Source organism: Nostoc sp. ChiSLP03a (assembly GCF_034531215.2).
GTDB lineage: Bacteria > Cyanobacteriota > Cyanobacteriia > Cyanobacteriales > Nostocaceae > Nostoc.
Genome location: NZ_JAVRBQ020000157.1, coordinates 1 through 21979 on the forward strand (window position 1 = coordinate 1; position 21979 = coordinate 21979).

The 21979-nt window shown below is 42.8% G+C and carries 9 protein-coding genes and 2 pseudogenes; 5 read left to right on the plus strand and 6 right to left on the minus strand.

Going from position 1 to position 21979, the window contains the following annotated elements:
• Window positions 1–440 precede the first annotated feature (440 nt).
• From RMY32_RS26785 to RMY32_RS26795, 3 genes are all read right to left on the minus strand, one after another.
• Window positions 441–1313 carry a CmcJ/NvfI family oxidoreductase gene (locus RMY32_RS26785; RefSeq protein WP_322712660.1) on the minus strand — a complete coding sequence of 291 codons (873 nt, stop codon included), beginning with the start codon at window positions 1311–1313 and terminating at the stop codon, window positions 441–443.
• Window positions 1314–1398: 85 nt separating this feature from the next.
• Window positions 1399–2070 (minus strand): glutathione S-transferase family protein, encoded by a 672-nt coding sequence (locus RMY32_RS26790; RefSeq protein ID WP_322712662.1) that lies wholly within the window; start codon window positions 2068–2070, stop codon window positions 1399–1401.
• A gap of 376 nt (window positions 2071–2446) precedes the next feature.
• A complete protein-coding gene (locus tag RMY32_RS26795) occupies window positions 2447–2578 on the minus strand; it encodes a hypothetical protein (protein WP_322712663.1) in 132 nt (43 codons plus the stop codon).
• 572 nt (window positions 2579–3150) lie between these two features.
• On the opposite strand from RMY32_RS26795, the gene RMY32_RS26800 reads away from it, so the two are divergent.
• The gene (locus RMY32_RS26800) at window positions 3151–4467 is read left to right on the plus strand and encodes an MFS transporter (protein WP_322712664.1); all 1317 of its coding nucleotides are present in this window, start codon (window positions 3151–3153) and stop codon (window positions 4465–4467) included.
• 832 nt (window positions 4468–5299) lie between these two features.
• The gene (locus RMY32_RS26805) at window positions 5300–7120 is read left to right on the plus strand and encodes a vanadium-dependent haloperoxidase (RefSeq protein ID WP_322712665.1); all 1821 of its coding nucleotides are present in this window, start codon (window positions 5300–5302) and stop codon (window positions 7118–7120) included.
• A gap of 667 nt (window positions 7121–7787) precedes the next feature.
• Here RMY32_RS26805 and RMY32_RS26810 read toward each other — a convergent pair.
• Together RMY32_RS26810 and RMY32_RS26815 are read right to left on the minus strand one after the other, a co-directional pair.
• Complete coding sequence (locus RMY32_RS26810) at window positions 7788–9131, minus strand: FAD-dependent oxidoreductase (RefSeq protein WP_322712666.1); 1344 nt, start codon at window positions 9129–9131, stop codon at window positions 7788–7790.
• 164 nt (window positions 9132–9295) lie between these two features.
• Window positions 9296–11317: a carotenoid oxygenase family protein gene (locus RMY32_RS26815; protein ID WP_322712667.1), complete on the minus strand. Its 2022-nt coding sequence runs from the start codon at window positions 11315–11317 to the stop codon at window positions 9296–9298.
• Window positions 11318–11472: 155 nt separating this feature from the next.
• Between RMY32_RS26815 and RMY32_RS26820 the strand changes: the two are divergent.
• The 3 genes and pseudogenes from RMY32_RS26820 to RMY32_RS26830 all read left to right on the plus strand — a co-directional run.
• Window positions 11473–11610, plus strand: a pseudogene (locus tag RMY32_RS26820) (four helix bundle protein); the annotation flags it as partial.
• Window positions 11611–11862: 252 nt separating this feature from the next.
• A pseudogene (locus RMY32_RS26825) lies at window positions 11863–12333 on the plus strand (IS4 family transposase); the annotation flags it as partial.
• Between the two features lie 428 nt (window positions 12334–12761).
• Complete coding sequence (locus tag RMY32_RS26830; protein WP_322712669.1) at window positions 12762–15299, plus strand: pre-peptidase C-terminal domain-containing protein; 2538 nt, start codon at window positions 12762–12764, stop codon at window positions 15297–15299.
• 410 nt (window positions 15300–15709) lie between these two features.
• Here RMY32_RS26830 and RMY32_RS26835 read toward each other — a convergent pair whose 3' ends face one another.
• Window positions 15710–21070 carry an AAA family ATPase gene (locus RMY32_RS26835; RefSeq protein WP_322712670.1) on the minus strand — a complete coding sequence of 1787 codons (5361 nt, stop codon included), beginning with the start codon at window positions 21068–21070 and terminating at the stop codon, window positions 15710–15712.
• Window positions 21071–21979 lie beyond the last annotated feature (909 nt).

The following is a 21979-nucleotide window of genomic DNA, read 5'->3' on the forward strand; positions in this document are numbered from 1 at the left end:
CTTTCTTTATCCGGCAAAAACCCTAGCTTTTTGGCAAATACTTTTTCCACGTGATAGATCGTCGATGAAGCTAAAAAAGTAAAACTCCTGTCCTACAAAGGTTTCAGATTAAGCGATCGCGTTGTGAAAAAAATGGATAAAATCGAGCTTAGAGGTTGTTTGAAAAGTCACAAAGTATACTACAAACCCCGCTTCCATTCCTCTCCCCGTTGGCGTCAGCCTGCCGTTAGGCAAACGAAGAGAGGCTTTGAAACCCCCATTCCCTTGTAGGGAAGGGGGGCTAGGGGGGTTAGGTTTCTGAGACTTAAATGTTACCAAAAATACTTTTTAAACATCCTCTTACGCCCCTACTAACGGTGTGGTTCAAATACACGAAAACTGATGTAAATTGTTTTACGCAGAGGCGCAAAGAGTAGGAGTTTGAGACAAGTTTCTGCGATCTATGCGGGGTAAAAGACCAATGTTCGGAGTTCGATACTTTCTCGTGGGGGAGCGTTAGCTGGGCTGGTGGGGTCTTCAAAGGCTGTATGGGCAGCAAAACGGGCGTATCCGTCTTCTGCGGAGTCGAAGCATTTGATAAATACTGCTTCGTTTCTGTGCATTTGCGGAAAGTAGAACCATTTATGTTGGGAGTTATACGTGATTCCGTATGTCTCACCAACCCGATCGCGGTAGACAAGATCGCCAGCTACAAGGTCTGTGGATGCAATACTTTGCGCGTCACACAGTGCTAAGGGTGACTCTTGGATTGGTTGTGCGATCGCTCGCCAAACATTGACGATGGCAAATCGTTGTTTTAATAACGTATCAATATCATCATCATCTATGCCTCGCGCTGCTAGTTCTAAACGGGCGCGAGTATAGCCTGATTTGCCGGTGAAGTCGTTGTGTACGCGCTTTGCGGGTTCTTTAATATCATTCTCACCTGGCTTTGACTGACCGGCGTTACGCAAGGTACGATCGAATATCACTACCTTAGTTCCACCTGTCACCTCTTTTAACAATTGCTCGGCTTCTGGATAGTAAACGCGGCGTACTTCGTCTTCATCGTAAAAGTTGCGGACATTAGTATTATGTCCAGTAAAGGCGAATCCTTCTCGATCTAACGAGATGTTCTCTGAGATAGAACGAGCGTTGTAAATTGGCAGTTTGTGCGTCTGATAAGTTGCATTCGTGCGAGGAATCCCGGTTGGCGGTTCGTAAGTATAGTTAACAGGTTTTTCTGCCATTGGAACCAGGTAACTGAGGTTAGCCTCTACGGATGGCAGTTCTTGGGAAATCGGTCTATCTAGAACTTGGTTATTTAAGCTCATAGGTCATCCCATTTTGGATTTTGGTTAATTTTTGGTCAATACTCAACAGTTAACGGTTCACTCCCCATTACCATACCTTTGTGCCCTATTTTTGAGATGCACCAACAGGAACAGGTTCACCGAGAACCTTGGCGAATCTTTGCAAGTAGAAGTCCACAGGGTTTGCTACTGCTTGGATTGAGGAGCGATCGCTTAACCTGTTCCACCATGTCTGCAAACGAGGTGTTTCTGCCGGTAGTGTGAATTTGCGGAAGTGTTCTAAGAGTGGTAAACGTTCAAACCAGGGATAGAAGCTGATATCAACTAGGCTAAATTGATCTCCTAAGAAGTAATCACCTTTGCCTAATCCTTCCTTCTCAATATATAAAAGCGCTTCTGTGAACTCTTTTCGTCCTTGTTCTTGTTCGGTGCTATCTTTACCGCGCAAAAATTTGTTAAAAGCCGGGACAAGGCAAGTATTGGCGTAGTCTATCCAAATCCGAGCGATCGCTTTAGCTGCGGGATCGCGGGGTAATAAAGGTGGCTCTGGAAAAACTTCATCTAGATATTCATTGATAATGGCGGACTCGTAAATTTCAACATCCCCATGTTTGATAGCCGGAACTTTACCATAGCGCGAAATCTGCGTGTACCCATCTGGTTTATTTTGTAAGTCAATTTCTATCGGGGTGAAGTCAATGCCTTTTTCCAGTAAGACTACACGAGTACGTTGAGAAAAGGTAGAGGCTTTGGCGAAGTACAGTTGGATGTTGCTCATAAAATCTTTTCCTTGTAATAATCGTGACATGCAGACTATTTGAGATTGCACAACTCAAACTAAACCAATAAAACAGAAGCTGTTCATGATCGCCCACTATGGATGAAAGAAACCATTCTGTTTTCTGATTAGTGCAGTTAAATAATTGACTGGCAGGTATTTACATGAACTAGATGGTATACTACACTTTATCGGTCGATTTAATGTATTTTAGATAGTATACAGTCTTTATGAAAATATGCATACCTAATTATTTGTGCAACCAAATAAATAGCTAGACATAATCAGGCGTTTGTACTCTGGGATGCTTTTTGTTGGCTGTGGCGTTTATCGCTCATTCGCAATCCTTACTGGCCACATCTGGCAGCTAAACAACTTAGACACGATAAACTCTGGTCTGTTCAATGCGATCGCGCTTGGCTGCGATCTCAACTGGGTTTAATTGAGCATCAACCACCTCAAACCCTTGCTGTTTACCGGTAGGGGTTGTGGCTATTCGACCAAACATGGTATTGTATGCATTCTAGTCATCAAAGTGCTATTTTTTACTTTAATAATAAGTGTACAAACTTTCTGTCTTGCTAACATTAAGCCTTGCTAATACTATTTCAAGGCTGCTAAAACTTCATCACAAAAATTACTAGAGACATTGGATTTCAAAGTTTTTACCAATGTCCTCATCCGTGCAAATTATTTTAATCCAAAGGTAATAGGTTAAAGGAAAAAACACTATGAATAGAGTGAACGCAAAGCGCACGAAAGGCAACACAACCTAACAACTAGAAACGTCTATCCCCTCTTAATCCTGGTTTGCTACTCTCAAAAAACAATAATCGAATCCAGATTCTGAGATTTAGGTTGAATCAAACTTTGAAGCTTGATTTTTTAAGAAAAACTAAAGTTTTTAGACAAAAAGTAGAAACTAAAACCCGATAAAGTTTTGGGTTATTGCATTCTCCAAAAGTAACAAAAGAGGAGAAAAAAGGGGGCTAATGGATCTCTTGTGCGTAAGTTCTAACAACGAACAAAGGATGAAAATCTTAAATAGGGTTGGAATAATTTTAAAAGAGGGAAAAACTAATGATACCAAGTAATAGAGTAAAAGTCCAAAAACATAAACCAAAGTTTTTTTTTGAAATTCCACCTGCGCTTAAATCTGTAAACTTTTCTTGTTTCGTTATTGGACAAAGTTTATCTTTTTTTGGGTCTTGGATGACTCAAATTGCTTTGGTATGGCTAGTTTATCAGCTAACTAATTCGGCTGTATTAGTGGGTGTAGCTGGATTTACAAATCAAGCTATGGGCTTAATTATTACACCATTGGTAGGAGTATTGCTAGATCGCTGGAACTTACGATATGTTCTATTAACTACTCAGCTAGTATCTATTCTGCTATCTTCTACCTTAACCTTTTTAACTCTTAGCGATAACATCAATGTTACATGGATTATTGTCATTGGCACGCTTCAGGGAACGGTAAAAGCTTTCGATTTACCAGCACGTCAGGTAATTATTCCCAGACTTCTGGATAAGAAATCAGATACTTATAGTGCAATGGCTTTCCATTCATTCTTGATTAATACAGCGAAGTTTGTTAGCCCGATGATTGGGGGTTTACTGATTGCTAGGTCTGGTGCAGCTTCCTGCTTTTTAGTAGATAGTATCAGCTATCTACCATTTGTATCTGCAATCTTAACTATCAAAGTTAACCCAGTTATCAATAATTCCTTGGTTCAAAAAGCAAAAATATGGAAAAACCTTAAAGAAGGATTTGTTTACGCATACGAATTTATGCCGATTAAATATTTATTAATATCACAATTTGTTATTTGTTTTATGGGAATGACTCATGTAAATCTAGTGCCGATTTTTGCTCAAGAAGTAATAAAGGGAAACGCTGAAACTATGGGCTTTCTGATGACAGCTTCGGCTTTTGGCTCCATAGTTTCAGGTATTTATCTCATTTCTAGAAAAAATGTTATGGGACTGGGAAAAATTATAGCAATATCTGCTGCACTTTTAGGTTTAGGTTTAACAGTTTTTTCTCGCTCAAATAATTTGGAGATTTGTCTACTATTCATGTTTATTATTGGTATGAATAATACTCTCACCTTGGCTTCAATCAGTAACTTTGTACAATCAATTCTTCCTGATGAAGACAAAAGAGGTAGAGTAACTAGTATATTTACAACTGGTTTTTTAGGAATACTACCTTTTGGTAATTTATTTTTTGGAGCATTAACAGGTTACTTTGGTGTTAATAATTCTTTATTATTTGGCGTTGTTTGTTGCATTTTAGGAGCATATTTCTTTAGTAGACAACTGCCCCAAATAAGAAAAATAGTGCATCCAATTTATGCAGAGTTGGGCTTAATTGCCCAGTCCAATAAAGGCTAAATCCGCTTTGATGGGATGTTGTCTGGAAGCGATGTCTATGACGGGCTACGCCTACTCGTAGTTCTCTCAACTCAACCTTTCAACAACAACCGCCTTTGTTGATACTCGATCAAAACCCACCGCGTTGCGTTTTATCCACAGTCTCAAGCAGAGAATACAACACTGTGTGCTGTTATTCTAGGGTTTCCCGCTCTTGCTAAGTTTATTGTAAAAACCTCTTGATTTTTATCACCGATTGTGAGAAAGTCTGATTTAACATCTGTAAAATACGGTAAATCGATAGATTTACAGTACTACATAGCTTGACTGGAAGTAAGCCGTGGTTTTAGCTGTGCTTTAATCCGGCAACATCTGATCGCACTGATTACAACTACAAAAGTATAACAGCCATGCGATCGAGTCATCATAGCAGCATTGAATGCCAATATGACTGTAAGGAGAATCATATCAAGTTTGGGTGATTACTTCTAATATAATCTATCAATTTAGGTTGGGTTGAACGGCAGTAAAACCCAACCTAAACAATGATCAAATGTTGGGTTTGACTGCGAGAAGCCCTTTCTCTAAAAGATGCTATTCACATTAGATTCTAGGTTCTTCAACTTAACATACAGATATGATTAAGTGTTTAACCGAACTTGATATCACTCTTATGCAAGTTACCTTCCATTACCAGTAAAGTAACCCCAGATATCATCCCAAATCAGATTTAATTTCCCTGTTTCTCTGGAAGTGGGCATTTTCTGTGTAGCTATTTGTTCTAGTTTTCAGATGCTCATGTATTCACTTATGACTAAATTTTTGGATTATTTTTTCTAGTGGAGAACATCTCATGCAAGTAGATCCAAATTCTCATCAAGGTTCCGAGCAAACTACTCAGGCTAATAGCGAAATAGATAAACTGAAACAACCCCGTGTAGCTAGCAAACGTTTCTTTGGTAGTCAAGCCAGCAGACGCTCATTTCTTGGTCGCGCTGGTTTGTTTAGTGCCGCTAGCGTTGTTGCAGGAGTTTTAGGTTCACCTTTCTCCTCAAAAAACGGAGGAAATGTTGGAGATGTTGTACAAGCCCAAGCTATCAACAGGCGGTATAATAATCGACCCTTCGACTACAGCAGGTTTGTTAATAAAGCCTATAGAGTACGTCTTGAAGCAGCGACACTGGAACGAAATATTCCGATTCCGCCCCATCCGACCAACGGCGATGAGGAGCGTTATCCCAATAAAATCGGCTCTGATAGTAGAGGACTACCGCATAACCAACTAGGCGAAGTTAAGCTGGAAGCTTACGACTCTTTGACCAAAGCACTAACAACGCAAAACCCGAATGATTATGAAAATATCATTTTGGGTGGCACCAGAAAGCTGGTCAATCCTCAAGGGCCTCTAGCAATCAGCTTAGAAGGAATCAATGCAGCGCAAATAGCTGTACCACCACCACCATCTCTAGCTAGTGCAGAGCGCGCTGCTGAAGCAGTTGAACTCTACTGGCAAGCTTTACTCCGAGATGTACCTCTTTCCAAGTTTCAAAACAATACTGATGACCCAAAAGTTTTGGCAGCAGTTGAAGACCTCAACAAGCTTTCGGCGTTTCGAGGGCCAAAACAAAATGGTCGTGTCACCCCTCAAACTTTATTTCGTGGTAGTGTCAACTATGTCGGTTCCGGTTCAAGTACAAGATATGTTACTCCGCCAGGGGTGCTAGATGGGCCTTATATCTCACAATTTTTGTTGCAAATCATTCCTTGGGGAACTCAGTCTGTTTCGCCATTGATTCGTACTGCTCTTCCTGGTAATGACTTTCTACTCAATTTCCAGGAATGGTTGGCTGTTCAGAATGGAGGTAGTTCTGGGAAATCTATTAAATACGACCCCAAAAACCGTTACATAGTCACAGTTCGGGATTTAGGTGAGTATGCCCATATTGGCGGCCCTACATACTTAGGAGCCTCCTTGATTCTTAACAGCAACGGTACACCTTTAAATCCGGGCAATCCCTACGTCAGATCGAAGACGCAAATTGGTTCTAATGCAACGTTTGCACTCGGACATTTCCAAGCCTTGCTTAATTTGGGTAGTTCACGCGTGATTAGAGCCTCGTACTGGCAGAAGTATCATGTACACCGCATTCTGCGCCCAGAAGCCTATGGTGGACTAGTCTACAACAACATTGTGAATAAAACTCAGTATCCAATTAATTCTGAGCTGCTTAATTCCCAAGCTTTGGCTCAGACCTTTAGCACCTTTGGTACTTATCTATTGCCCCAAGCATATCCAGAAGCATCACCAACCCATTCCTCCTATACAGGTGGTGCGGCTGCTATTGCTGGTGTTAATGTCACACTGTTGAAAGCATTCTTTGATGAAAACTTTGTTATCCCCTCACCAGTAGTGCCCGATCCCAATGACCCGACAAAAGTAATTGCTTACAGTGGCCCGCCATTAACTGTGGGTGGAGAGTTAAATAAACTGGCAACTAACTATGCTATTGGTCGCGGCCACGGTGGTATCCATTGGCGTTCGGATGGTTCTGCTGGTTTGGCTTTAGGAGAAGAGGTTGCTATTAGTCTGCTCAGAGATGAGAGACTGGGTTATAACGAAATATTTAATGGCTTCACCTTTACCAAATTTGACGGTACAAGAGTCACCGTTTAAACCGATTTTCGCTGTTATGGGAATGCTGAGTAAAGGTATTTTACTCAGCAATACCTTTAATATATTTCATCAAATAAGAAATGAATTTGAAGATTTTTGTATTTTAAACTAGGCGATCGCTTACAGCTATTTTTAAGTAAATAGACCACGCGGTAAGGGCACAGCAATGCTCTTGTCTGCCGGGAATTGAAATTCCCGTCTCATTGCTAAAGTCATCTGAAGATGACTAAATATCGCCAAAAATCTCCAGTCTACTGAAGTAGAGTTAAGCTAAAAGCCAGAAAATTTCTTTCCGGGCGGGGATGTAAGCCAACAGATAAGCTATTTCCAGATGAAGTTGACACATATCAGCAATGCTGTGTCCTGACAATAGATGTGGTTCCTAATTAGGCGGACATAATATTAATCCCTCCTTGGAAAGCTACGGTGTACACACAAGTCAAATTACCCCCCTTAATCACCCCAATATATTGGGGGAAAAAAAGAAATATAGTTCCCTCCCATTTATAAGGGGAGGGTTAGGGTGGGGTAAAACGCTGGTTAATCGTTAGAGGGGGTAATAATAACTTGTGTGTACACAGCTCCCTTGGAAGAAGGATTTAGGGTGAAAGCTCATTGATTTATGCAAAAAGTCTATTTACTTCAAGCGAGAAAGAAGTTTTCTAGACTAAAAGTTCTTCTCGACTAAACTTTTTGAATACTCCACAATAGTCTCAACCAACTCAAAATTCAATAAGCCTCCCACATAAAAGGTCTTGCGTTGACCTTGCATCGCTTCTAAGCGATCATAAAATCCCGCTTGCATGACCTCTGAAGTAACGTGAGGAAAGTAAGGCCACTTATCGTAGGTGTAGTAATCATCATCTACTTGCACTCCCAAATTCTTTAATGTCTTTTGAATCCCTTGGAGAACATCTGTTTTAGTGATTTTTCCCTCACGATCTAAGCGAGTGTAAAAGGCAATCAGGTCATTGTCAGCAAACTGTTGAGCGATAAACCAGGGATTCCCCATTGCATTTAAGGGAATGACATTAGTTACTGGGGTTGGCATTTCCAGATCGGGAATTAGATAAGTAATCAAACTGTAGGGATTGAGAATTATCTGCTCGAATAGGTCTTTTTCTGCTGGCGACAAATCGAGAAAGGTGTTGAGAACATTCAACGTCAACGGACAAGCTAAAACCAGATAGTCAAATTCTAAAACTTCTTCATGGGTAACAATCTTGTCAAGAATTTGCTCTTGTTCGGTGAACCGCACCCGTGTAATTGCTCCACGCTTGATTTCTTTGATGTCAATATTCAAGCGCACATTTATTCCCCAAGCAACACGCTCCCAGAAGCGTTGGAAACCATCAATAAACCGTTTAGGCCAACCGCAGCGCATATCTGCACCGTAAGTAACTAAAGTCCCAAAGGTTTCTAGGGTCATGTATTTTAAAGCATAGACGGTGGGGATTTCGTTTAAATAGCCATAGCCCATCGCGGTAATCGGAATTTCAAACAAAGTTGCTAGACATGACAAATCTTTTTGTGCTAACCACTGGGAAAAAGGTTGAGTCAGTTCGGGATGTTGACTAATACTGGCAAACCCAGGAACGGAAATAATTGGCTCTAACCAAAGACGCTCCCACCAAAAGCGTCCAACGGCTGCCAAAAACGTTACTCGATCAGTTCCCTCAGTAACGGCCTTCATAATTGAGGTGTAGGCAGGTTGTCCTGGTTGAGATTTAAAAGGATTGTAGACTTGCCCTGGCCCTTCACTGTAAAGTGGAGCGCCGACTTCTTCAGCCATTTTGAGAACTTCTTTGTAGGCAGGGGTGAGATAATTTGCTCCCAAATCAAAGGAACGGGAATTGTAAGTAATAGAACAACACAATCCCCCTACCCGTCCAGCTTTTTCTAAGACAAGTACGTTGCGGTAGCCTTGCTTTTTCAAAAAGTAAGCCGTAGATAATCCGGCTGCTCCCGCCCCAACAATACAAATTCGTGCATTTTTAGATAATTTAGTCATAATAGTCGTTCTTCCTAGTAGTAATGTGCCCTGATTTGAGAATGTTGCAATTGGTAAAAGGCAGGAGGCAGGAGGCAGGAGGCAGAAGGTAGAAACGTTACTGTTCCTCACATTCACGCTTTTAAAATCTCCTAATCTATATGCTTTTTGCCAAATCGCAACTTCTATTGAAAGTGCGGATAAACTGCTTCTGTGAATAATTGCTGAATGGCTGGCTGCTTAAGTAACGATTCATAATCCTGTCGCACGGGGATATCATAACTAGCAGTGCGAGGTGCGATCGCAGATAACCAAGTAGTGTGCATTGTGAAGCCAAAATCCAGTTGAGGATGGCTCAATTTGCATATAGGGCCAGCCCCTAATCGATCGGCTTGGAAAATCCAAATTTCGTTGTTATTTCCCCCAAATACCGTACAGACGATATAGCCATCTGTAGAACTGCCATTGCTGTTCAATCTCGGTACAAACTGGGGCGAACTGATGAAGTAACCGGGAGGCGCATCATAAAAATCTGCCACCTCCATTTTGATTGTATCTACCCGAAACAAAGAAGAAGGGCGATTGTGAAATGCTTCTTGTCGTTCCAGTAATTCTTTTAGTGGTACAGCCCGGTAGGGATAGTCTTTGTACAAGTTGTAAATAAACTCAGTCAGCAATTCTGGCCAAAAACCGAGAGATTGCCAGTAAATATTATCAATTCGTTGAGCAGGCAATCCAGAGGCCAGCTTTTCTTGGCAAGCGTAGAACCCTATACCCCAATGACGGCGAGTATCGTAAATTACTTTAGCATCTCGAATCTGACCTGTCTCGCCATTTATTTGATAGCGACCTAAACGACCTACATCCATTTGCCCATTAGATAACATTCCTCCCAACCACAGAGGCGCAGATTTGGGAGCGTCAAATTTTGAGATATCATACTTGCGAACCCATTCGGCAATATCTGTAGCGCAGAGATGAGCAGTATGCATTGTAATTTGACCGTCAGGGTTTTCGTAATCGGTCAAAAAATGCACTGTTTCTAAAGGAATTAAAGCAGATGTGACTACTACAGTAGTCACATCTGCTTTCAGGTCAGCCCGACGCACGATGTAAATGGGGGAATTGGGCTGCTGCGATCGCGTCAGTAATCGTCGCAGGAGGCGCTCAGTTTCCAAACTATCGGGAATGGGATTATTCAGGATTTGTTCTGGGCCAATCTTCAAGGAAGTGTCCATCAGCACTACGTAATCTTTGGTAATTGCCAACTGATGGATGCTTTGTTCAATTCGCACCGAGGAACCATCCGGCAGTATCAACTCCCACTGCTGGAGTTTGCCGACACCATCCCATCGCATCAAACGAACAAAATCTGGCATAGCAGTTCCCAACAATTTCTCAATCCAGCCAATCAATAGTTGCGAGAAACTTTGAGAAAACTTTGAGAACATTCCCAAGGGAATCTGCAAAGGATTGTTGTCTAAAAGTTGAGCGATCGCATTTAGCAATTGCTGTAGTTCCTGGGGCAGTTGTTCGAGGTCATAAATGAAACGCGCACTTTCAAGAAAATTACTCAGCGATCGCCCATAGTTAACTAAGAAAACTTCGTTAGTATAACCATCAAAGGCTGGGTGAGACGTACTCAACACAGGGGGAAAAGGATAGGAAAAAGGTAGAAACGGTTTCCACTCAGTATTACCTCCCACTGGGGTTACAACCTCTAGGCTACTGGTATCAATTTCGTAGGGACGACCAGCGTCATAAGTAATCATTAATCGCTCTTGGCTGTCTTTAGCCGTATTAAAGGCGAGAAAGGCAATATCCACCTCATCTCGCAAGCCCAAGGAAGGAGAGAAGCGCAGCAACCCGCGATCGCGAAATTGATAAGAGCGATAGGCAAGATTGTTAAAAGTTGCTCGATCTGCATAGTAACAAGGTGTGCGTGCCAGTTTCGTCTTGACAGTAACCTGTCCGGCTTGCCAATCCAAGCGGTAAATCATCCCATCACCGTTAAAAATGTGGGTTGCATTCGGATTGGGTAAGCCCCCAGAGGCAATACTACCTACAGGAGCAATAATGAACGTATGTCCAGACAAATCTGCCGGTACATCTCCATAGATGACATTCAAAGGTAAATTCGATAGTTCCTCACGACTGGCAGTCATTGCTGCCTCTGGAAATCGGAGTTCAGTAATTTCACTATTCATTATTCATACCCTGGCATTGCAATTTGATTTGCTGTTTTGCTTCAGGTATAACACTAGGTTTTAATTTAATAGTTGAGTTTTTACCCTCAAATGTCCAAATATCAACTTTTTCAGGATTTTTGAAATGAGAAGGAGGGGGCAGGGGGGCAGAGGAGATGGGCAGAGAACCAATTAAAAATTATAAAGATTTGAAAGTTTATCAAATGGCATTCGATGCAGCTATGAAAATCTGCAAACTATCCAAAAAGTTTCCTGTCGAGGAGCGGTATTCATTAACCGATCGGAGCCGTCGTTTTCCATCTCTTTTTGGGTCATAAATACGATAGTCAACTATCCAAAGTTTTTTGATAGCGATCGCTCTGTGCCAGTTGCGTAAGTCCTGTTGCGGTCGCATCATTTCATGTATTTTTATCTATGTATTTCTATTTATATCATGGGTGATTTTCCGGACATCATATCAAACATCAGAGACTTTTATTTATCTTGCCACGATCCGGATCGTGGTGAGGCGATTAACATAAAATTTAACTCCTCAAAACTTTTCATATCGGCGAAGATGGCAATTAAAGATGCTTTTAATACTGTCAAACGTCTCTTGGGCTTAAGTTATTTATCGACTGGTTCTCTTAACGATATTCAGCTACAAAGAGAGGGGTGCATAGTTATTTTATGCTGTATTCGTAGATTTAGGCGATGCTGTAACTGATGAGCTTTTCTTATCCTTTGACCAGATTTCTTTAGAAATGATTTATCGCGGTCAAAATCATTTTTACGTTGCTCATCTAAAAAGTCTAGCATCTAACCCTATCAAGTATTTTGCTGCTCCTGAAAATTAGGACTTAGGCATTAAACGACAACGAAAACCAAACATGAAGCTCATTGTTGCACCTTTCCCTGAGAAACAACGAGGAACCAAAGAGTTTTTCTTTCAAGCATCTTCTAAAATCCCCTTGACAACTAGCTCACAATCTGAATTTGTGACCAATGTTCCTTTCTTAGTTTTTAGTAGCAAATAAGAGCCGTTTGCCCTATGCTAGTGATAGCTATTTAGGCAGTGTCTAGACCAATAAACCAGCTATCCGCTCAATAAATCGGGGCGAACTACCAGTTCAAGAACGAGTTTACGCCTTTTGAGACTTGTCACTGAACGATTTACCTCGAATTATTGAGCAGTTACGAAACCAGTCTAAGTAGATGCATACTGCATTTATTTGAACTACCTATTTAGTGGTTCGCCAAGGAAACTTGGCTCGGTAAAAAGCAAGGGAAAAGGGAAAAGATGTTTACTCTTTTAATCTTTAACATGAACTTCTTTTCCTAGCTCTCACTTAACAATTTTGGGTTGGCAGACTACTAGGGTTTCTTTGCACTGGCAGGGCTACTCATAGATGACACTTCTGCTAGCGAATATCTCTGAATCAAACTTATAACCGAGAGGATTGATATGGCAGACATTATTGGAGATAACAGCAATAACACTCTAATTGGCACGTTTGACAATGACGCTATCCTTGGTCAGGGTGGTGATGATAACCTCTTTGGTCGGAGCGGCAATGATGACCTCTTGGGTGGGGCTGGCAATGACTCGCTTAATGGCGAGGACGGCAATGACCTTCTCAATGGTGAGGACGGGGAGAACACCCTGCTTGGTGGGTTCGGCGATGATGTCCTCCTTGGTGGATCTGGCAATGACCTTCTCGATGGCCAGGAAGAGGACGATCAACTCCTTGGCAAAGGCGGTGACGACACCCTGCTTGGTGGGTTTGGTAATGATGTTTTCCTTGCTGGATCTGGCAATGACCTTCTCGAAGGCGGGGACGGAGATGACCGACTCTCTGGAGAAGACGGTAAAGACCAAGTCTTTGGCGGGGAAGGGTTTGATACGCTCAATGGCGGGGCTGGCGATGACCAGATTGATGGCGAGGATGGCAATGACAACTTGACTGGTCAGGCTGGCGATGACACCCTCCTTGGCGGGGCTGGCCATGACCGACTAGAAGGAGGGGACGGGGATGACAAAATCTTTGGTGGAACTGGCAATGATACTGCTGACTATTCAAATAGCACTGCCGGTGTCACCGTTAACCTAGCGACTGGAACTGCCAGTGGAGGGGCAGGGAATGATGTCCTGTTTAATATCGAACAAGTCATTGGTTCTGGTTTCAAAGACTTTCTAATCGGCGGGCGCGGTAATGACACCCTCTTTGGTAAAGGTGGCGATGACCTGCTTGATGGTGGGGCTGGCGATGACCTGCTGGATGGCGAGGAAGGCAACGATACTGTCCGTGGTGGGGCTGGCGATGACATCTTGCGTGGTGGGACTGGCAATAACCAACTCTTGGGTGGAATTGGCGTTGATACTGCTGATTATTTCAGTGCCACTACTGGAGTCACGATCAACCTTGCCACTGGAACCGCTACAGGGCAGGGCAGGAATGATGTCCTGTTGGAGATTGAAAGAGTCGTTGGTTCTAGGTTCAATGACACCATCCTTGGCGGAGCTGGCAATGACTTCTTCATCAGTGGTGGGGACGGGAATGACTTTGTCAATGGTGAGGCTGGTAATGACCGCCTCTTTGGCGATAACGGCAATGACACCCTGCTTGGCGGGGCTAATGACGACTTTATCAATGGCGGGTACGGCAATGACTCCCTGCTTGGCGGTAGTGGCATTGACATCCTGCTGGGTGGGGCTGGCAATGACTTTCTCAATGGTGAGGACGGGAATGACAACCTCATTAGTAGAGAAGGCAATGATACCCTGCTAGGCGGCAACGGCAATGACGCCTTGCTTGGTGGGGATGGCGATGACCAACTCCAAGGTGGAGGCGGGGATGACCAACTCTTTGGTGGGACTGGCATTAATACTGCTGACTATTCAAATGCCACTGCTGGAGTCACCGTTGACCTTGGCGCTGGAACTGCCAGTGGGGGAGATGGGAATGATGTCCTGTTCAATATCGAGCAAGTCTTTGGTTCTAATTTTAACGACTCCCTGATTGGAGGAGGCAGCAGTGATACCCTCCTTGGCAGAGGCGGCAATGACAACTTACTTGGTGGAGATGGCGATGACTTTCTTGATGGTCAGGAAGGTAATGACCTCGTTTTGGGCGAGAATGGGAATGACAGCCTGTTTGGCGGGGCTGGTAATGACCAAATCGAAGGAGGAGAAGGCAATGACACCCTCCGTGGCGGGGTTGGCAATGACACTCTCCTTGGAGGGCCTGGAAATGATGTCTTCATAGGCGTTGATACTAACGGTTCTGATTCTCTTCCTGGATTAGGGGAGGTCGATATCCTAACTGGAGGGCCTGGGCAAGATCGGTTCTTACTTGGAGATGCTACTAATGTCTTCTATGACGATAACAACACTGGAAGTAGTGGTTTGACAGACTACGCTACCATCAGTGGCTTTAACTCCAACGAAGATACAATCCAGCTCAAAGGAACACTGGCAGACTATCGCTTGCAGACTGTGGGAGCCAATACAAGCGTATTTCTGGACAACTCAGGAGAGCTAGATGAACTCGTTGGTGTTGTGCAAGCGTCGCCTCTGAGGCTTGATAGTGACGACTTCTTATTCTACGAGAAAGAAGATGCTGGACAAAGGACAAACAACACACTAGCTACTGCTGAGAAGCTAGGTACTTTAACATCAGGTTCAGAAGTTAATACCTCTGCTCAACTGGCAGCACTTCCAGGAAACAATCCTGATTTCGACTTTTTCACATTTTCTTTAGCCAACCCAGGAACTGTGACTATCAGCACGGAGAGTTTTAATCTCGATACAGTTCTCGGTCTATTTAATAGTGCTGGGAACTTACTGAATTCTAGTGATTCTCCATCAATCACCGCTTCACTAGGGGCAGGTACTTACTCCATTTCAATAAGTGATTATGATTACTTCCCGCAAAATGGGGGGACTTTCGATTCTGGCTCTTTCGATCCTGGTTCTTATACGCTAGGAGTCACTGTAGCTTAAAGACAAATGGTACTAAGAAAAGCAAAAACAGTTGCCAATTAAGAAGTTTGCAGTTGTTTACGTAATTCTTGTCGAGGTTTTGTCATGAAGGGGTAAGCTTTGGGGCGGCGTTTTTGAACTCGTGGTTTCCTGCGTGCAGGACGGTGAGTAGCCTCTTGCAAAAATATATTTTTGCAATCTTAGGGAAAAGGGGAAGGGGTAAAGAATGTATTCAATACCTTTCTCCTTTTTCTTTTACCCTTTAACCTTTTCCCCAAATCCGATTCCAAGTTAAAAATCCAAAACCCCAGCAGTATTGGAATCACTTCTTGGATTTCCTCTTCCATGACTCGGCTTATTTGGAGGGATTTCTCCACCCACACAGAAGTCGATATCTCCAGAGGCGATTAACGTTCCCGTGTGCCCCAGCTTTAAAATTTAACTGCCTCGGTAGAAATTGATGCTATTTCTTTTCCTGGCTGACAGCGCTCAAGATACATCTGCGCAATTTGATCCCACGGGTTTTGCTGCAAGCAATCTTGAAAATACTCGGCTGCTGCGGCAAATTCTTGTTGTTCGTAACACGCTAATGCTGAGGCAAATAACTCTAAAGTCGCTGTTTTACCTGCACTAACTTTTGCGGGATCGGCTGTAAATACTTCATGAACAGTCACAGCATTCGTCTTACCCTTCACCTTTACCTGACCAACTACACGAATACCATAGCGATCGCGATTTTGTAAGCGCTCAAAAGTTTGGTCGGTAATTAAAAGTGGAGCGTTGAATGTTTTGGTCAATCCTTCGATTCGCGCTGCTAGATTAACCGCATCACTAATCACTGTGCTATCCATGCGATTCAACCCGCCGACTGTCCCCAAAATCAGCGAACCAGTATTAATCCCAATGCCAATTTGAATTGGTGAGTAGCCCTTGGTTTGGCGTTTTTCGTTGTAGGTTGTTAATGTCTGCAACATGGCAATTCCCGCCTGCACTGCATCATCGGCATCTCCCGCAAACAAGGCCATGATCGCATCACCAATATATTTGTCGATAAAGCCATTGTTTTCCAAAATAATCGGCTCCATGCGACTGAGGTAGGAGTTGATAAATCGGAAATTTTCGGCGGGAGTCATGCTTTCTGAAAGGGTGGTGAAAGCGCGAATGTCGGTAAATAAAACTGACATTTCTCGCTGCACCTGATCGCCTAATTGCACATCTATAATGCTTTGCTTGTTGAGTAATTGCAAAAATTGGCGCGGGACAAAGCGCTCATAAGCTTTGTTGAGTGCGGCTAAATCGGTATACAAACGGGCATTTTCAATGGAAATAGCTGCTTGTGCTGAAAGCAGGTTGAGCAATTCCAAGCGATCTGGGGTAAATGCTCCAGTTGTCAAGTTATTTTCTAAATAGACAATTCCTGCTAACTTTCCTCGGTTAATTAAGGGAGTACACAGAATTGATCGCGGTTGGTATTGGCGAATGTAAGGGTCTTTAATAAATTCCCCAATCCCCACTGCTTCGTTGATGGCATCGTTTAAGACTACATTAATTTTAGTGCGAATCACATAGTTAACGATCGCAGTCGAAAGAATTTGGCTATCTTCAATACTGAGTGATTTTAACACCTGAATAGTATTCTCACCAACACTTCCCTGAGCTTCAATCAGAAACTTGCCTTTGGTTGACAACAGCAAAAATCCCCGTTGCGCCCCGGCGTTTTCCATTAAAATCTGCATTAAATTAGATAAAAGTTTATCTAGCTGAATTTCTTCGGAAAGGGTTTGAGAAGCTTTGATGACTGTCACCAAATCCAATGATTCCGAGCGGCTGGTACTTGTAAGACCGGTTGGGTGAGAAGTAGTGGTTGATAAAGTGGAGTTAACAGCTTTTTCGAGAATGCGCGTTAAGATTTGAGGATACTTGGCTTCTAAATCTTTTACCTTAGCGATCGCTCCCCACTGCAAATAAAGATAGCGGGCTTCTTGCAGATAAACTTGGGCAATCTTGGATTTGTTCTGGGCGAGGTAAAATTTAGCAGTTAATTCATTGGCGAGAGCCGCTTCATTCAAATATTGGTTTTCTTGGGCTAAAGCAATGGCGCGATCGTAACAAGCGATCGCCTGACTAGATTCTCCATGCACCCGATGCCATTCTGCTTCTACCAGCGCTAATTTATGACTATAGTTGACAGGAGAAAACTTTGCCCAGACTTGCAATTTTTTCCGGTTTGCGGTTACTCGCTGAAGTAACTTTTGACGTTCTGCTGCACTGACAACAGAAGCTAAAGCTAGTCGTCCTAAAGAGTCATAAAAGTGGAACCATCCTACAATATATAAAGCCACAACTGCATCTAAATAAGGAATTGCTAAATCAGCATTCTTGACAGCCGTAGGATAATCTTCAAACCAATAATTCAGCGTTAATTGATTAATATAAATATAAAAAATAGCTGTGCGATAGTTACTCTCAATATGCTGGGCTAACATCGCCGTTGCATCATAAAATTCCCCGCTCAACTGACAGGGATTAGCATTTTTTCCCTGTAAATTAGCAACTACTTGGCGATAAAGTTGAATGAGAACAAATATCGGTTTTTTCTTAAACAGCAGAATTGCATCTGCGTAAATAGCTAAACATTCATCTAATTCAGCCAGATTTTGACCAGTAAAATAGCAATGCATAGAGGATGTATTGGCACAAAATGCAGCGTATTCGGTATCACCCGTATCGCGCCCAATTTGAAATCCTGCTTGCAGTGAAGGAATAGTATTTTGGAGTGGTTCTTGCCAGTGGCGAACAAAGGAATTAACTACAAATAAAGTTCTCGCTTGCAGGTGCTTGGCATTGAAGCGGTCTAGTACTTGCAAGGCTAATTCACCAAATTTATATCCCCCTTGCAAATCCCCAACAACGCCACAAAGAATCAAACCATAGGTAGCGTAGGCAAAAGCTGATTCCGCCGCATTGCCGGATTTCGCGGATATTTCCACCTGTTTAAAGACCGTCAAAGGAAAAACATTCGGGGCTGCTAAATAGGTCGCCGAGGCAATACTTGCCAGGATGCGAATTGCCGCTAATTTTGTGGGATGGGCGAGTTTTGGTAAGTCAACTAAGGTGTGTACCTGCTTACCTGCCAAAGCAAGTTTAGTTTTTAGCAATCCCAGCATAATTTGCGGTTGACCGGGGTTGCTAGCCAAGGGAATGCCCAACAGTTGCAGAACTTGCAGACCGAGTTGAGAAGCAGCTAAGAGTCGATCGCGGGCGATCGCAGCTTGGATTTGGATGGCATAAACCTGTACTCGATCGACTGTGCGGCGGGTCTTTTGCAGCACTTCATCTGTGAGTGCATCCATACGCTCAAAGTTCCCATCCAGATAAGCAGCTTCGGCGGCGGCGGTGTGCAATGCCAAAGCTAGCTGATACTGCTGTCGCCAACAACTAGCTGCTAGGCTGTTAATCCCCATTGTCAGATAATCTAAGGCTGGCTGATAAGCTGCTGAGGCTTTGGCTTTGTTACCTGCTGTTAAATTTAACTGAGCTAGTTTTTGTCGCTGTTGAGAATCTGTAATCAGGTTGATGCCGAAATTCAGTTGGTTAACAATGTCAAAAATTCTTTCTTCTTGCTTTTGGGGAGTAATGCCTTGTAATAATAGTTGCCCAATCTGCAAGTGTACTGCCTGTTTTTGGTCAGTAGAAATCAGTGAATAAGCTGCTTGCTGGACGCGATCGTGCAAGAATTTGTAGACTACATCTAAATTTGTCAGCGCTGTTACTTCTAGGTCGGCAACTTGCAACAGTTGGTAGTTATTGCCTTGTGGTACAATGAGTCCGGTTTGCACGGCTTCCCAGAGTTGGGCGGCGACATCTGCAAGGGATTTTGAGCTAGCGATCGCTAAGGTATGCAAATCAAAGGAATTGCCAATACAAGCTGCTAATTTTAAAGCTTCCTGGGTGGCTACTGGCAGCTTTTGAATTTTCAGCGCCATCAACTCAACTACGTTATCGGTAATCTGGGCCGCCTGGATTTTCGCCAGTTGCCACTGCCATTGTCGCTGAGTGAAATTAAACTGGAGTAATTCTTCTGCATACAGCGACTTCAAAAATTCATTCATGAAGAAGGGATTGCCATTAGTCTTCTGTTGCAGCAGTTCTGCTAAAGGAGTAATTTCTGCTGAATCGGCATTGTTGAAGGTATCGCTGAGGAGTTGTTGAATTTCGGGCAATGCTAAGGGCGTTAAGGTGAGTTCCTGAATAGCTACGCCTGCTTGTTCTAAAGATGTGATCGTTGTTCGCAGGGGATGACTTTTATTTACTTCATTATCGCGATAAGCACCAATCAGCAACAGATATCGACTGTCTGCTTGACTAATTAACAACTGAATCAACTGGAGTGATGCACTATCCGCCCATTGCAGGTCATCTAAGAACATCACTAAAGGATGTTCCTTGTGGGTAAAGACCTTAATGAAGTTTTGCAAGACTAAATTAAACCGAGTTTGCGCTTCCTTGGGCGATAGTTCTACAACAGGTGGCTGCTGACCAATAATCAGTTCCACCTCTACAATCACTTCGATAATCACCTGACCATTGACACCAAGAGCATTTAATAATTTTTTGCGCCAAATAGCAATTTCGGCTTCACTTGTAGTTAATAGTTGGCGAATTAAAGCTTGAAAGGCTTGAATTAAAGAACTGTAGGGAATGTTGCGTTGGAACTGGTCAAACTTCCCTGAAATAAAATATCCCCGTTGTTGGGTAATCGGTTTATAAATTTCTTGAACTAGGGCTGATTTGCCAATTCCAGAATAACCTGCAATCAGCATCACTTCGCTTTCACCGTGACTAGCTCGCTCAAAAGCTGCCAACAAATTTGCCACTTCCGCCTCGCGTCCGTAGAGTTTTTGAGGAATTTGAAATCTACTGGAGTTATCTTGCTGTCCTAGTTCAAATAAAGAAATTTGTCCTGTAGCGTGCAACATTTCCAAGCATTGCTCTAAATCTGCCTGTAATCCAAAAGCACTTTGGTAACGCGCTTCGGCAGTTTTTTCTAGCAACTTCATCACAATTTGCGAAAGCACTGGCGGAATTTGAGGATTGATGCGATCGGGCGGAATTGGTTGCTTGGCAATATGGCTGTGAACCAGTTCTACAGGATCGTCACTAATAAAAGGTAAATGCTGGGTTAATAGTTCGTAGAAAGTCACTCCCAAAGAGTAAAAATCGGTGCGATAATCAATCGAGCGATTCATTCGTCCTGTTTGTTCGGGAGAAATATAAGCGAGAGTCCCTTCTAAAACATTGAGATTTCGCAACGTGGGATTTTCCCGCGACAGCAAAGTAGCAATGCCAAAGTCAATTATTTTCGTTTGTTGAGTCGTGGGATTGAGAAGAATATTGGCAGGATTAATGTCTTTATGAATAATTTGTTGCTGATGAATTTCTTCTAAAGCAGCTGCTACTTGCATAGCCAGTTGCAAAAAATTCTCTAGCGGTAGAGGTGATTGATTGAGTAACTCACGCAGAGGTTGTCCCCCAAAATCCTCTAAAATTAAGACTAAGGTGTTTTGATACTTTTTTAAGTCATAGGCTTGGATAATTCCCGGCGCTTGAGCGCGGCGCGTGAGATCGTATTCAAGTTTAAACCGAGCGATCGCTTCTGGGGATGGGTATTCTTGCCACAGAACTTTCAGTACTACTGGTTGTCGATCTAACTCTCGATATCCTCGATAAACCTGAGAATTAGGGCTTGCGTGCAGTTCTGTCAGGACTTTATACCCTTCCAGTGCGATCATAGATTACTTAAGCGTTTGCTGTATTGTTAGGGCCTATTCAGTATAAATTACTCACCTTGCAAGTGAACAGAGATTAGCCGAATGCTACAGTGAGTAGACTGTGAGTAGATCGGAAGCGATCGCTATTATGTATATAATCGAAGTCAGCAAATTGTGTCTGCTATTTTCCCGGAAGTTGCGCTTACAGTCAAACAAGTGTTAGCTGCGGGTAATGTTGGTTAGAAAATAGTGATGCTTAGAGGATGTTTTAAAAGTGGTTGGCTGTGATTTTAATAGAATGATTACCCCCCTGAATCCCACGCCACTTGCTACCCTGCGGGAACGCTAAGAGCGAACAAGTCGGCAAAGCCGCTCAATGCAGTGGCTCCCCGATGTATTGGGGGAAACAGAAAAAATGTTGTTCCCTCCCCTTTCCAAGAGGAGGGTTAGGGTGGGGTAAAAATATTTGATACATCAATCATGACTTTTAAAACATCGTCTTATACTCGTCGAACTCACCTTAAATCAGAGCGTAATTGTTGCCAAGTCTGAACACAAACCTGAGCCAAATCCTATTTTCCTACCTGAATCGATTTTTGGAGTAACTTTAACGTGAGTTCGATGAACCTCTCCCCAACCCCTCTCCGAGGCACAGAGGGGCAGAAATATTTTTAGTTGACAACGAAAAAATTAGGGTTTCAAAGCCTCTCTCCCTGTGGGGGAGAGGAATGGAAGTGTGGTTTTTAGAGCCGTCGAACTCACGTAACTTTAATTGTCGATAATCGAATTATATCAAGTTCGGATAATTACTTATAATAAAGTTTGAATCGTTGCAGTGCATCTATTCAAGTACTATGCCGAAACAGATTGCGATCGCTAACCACTTAAGCCAAGAAGAATTGTTAGTTGGTTATCGTCAAGCAACAGAAG

Excerpts from the sequence above, each read along its gene's own strand:
- RMY32_RS26795 (WP_322712663.1), bottom strand. The coding sequence starts at position 2,578 with ATGTTTGGTCGAATAGCCACAACCCCTACCGGTAAACAGCAAGGGTTT.
- RMY32_RS26800 (WP_322712664.1), top strand. The coding sequence starts at position 3,151 with ATGATACCAAGTAATAGAGTAAAAGTCCAAAAACATAAACCAAAGTTT.
- RMY32_RS26835 (WP_322712670.1), bottom strand. The coding sequence starts at position 21,070 with ATGATCGCACTGGAAGGGTATAAAGTCCTGACAGAACTGCACGCAAGC.
- RMY32_RS26815 (WP_322712667.1), bottom strand. The coding sequence starts at position 11,317 with ATGAATAGTGAAATTACTGAACTCCGATTTCCAGAGGCAGCAATGACT.
- RMY32_RS26785 (WP_322712660.1), bottom strand. The coding sequence starts at position 1,313 with ATGAGCTTAAATAACCAAGTTCTAGATAGACCGATTTCCCAAGAACTG.
- RMY32_RS26790 (WP_322712662.1), bottom strand. The coding sequence starts at position 2,070 with ATGAGCAACATCCAACTGTACTTCGCCAAAGCCTCTACCTTTTCTCAA.
- RMY32_RS26810 (WP_322712666.1), bottom strand. The coding sequence starts at position 9,131 with ATGACTAAATTATCTAAAAATGCACGAATTTGTATTGTTGGGGCGGGA.
- RMY32_RS26805 (WP_322712665.1), top strand. The coding sequence starts at position 5,300 with ATGCAAGTAGATCCAAATTCTCATCAAGGTTCCGAGCAAACTACTCAG.
- RMY32_RS26830 (WP_322712669.1), top strand. The coding sequence starts at position 12,762 with ATGGCAGACATTATTGGAGATAACAGCAATAACACTCTAATTGGCACG.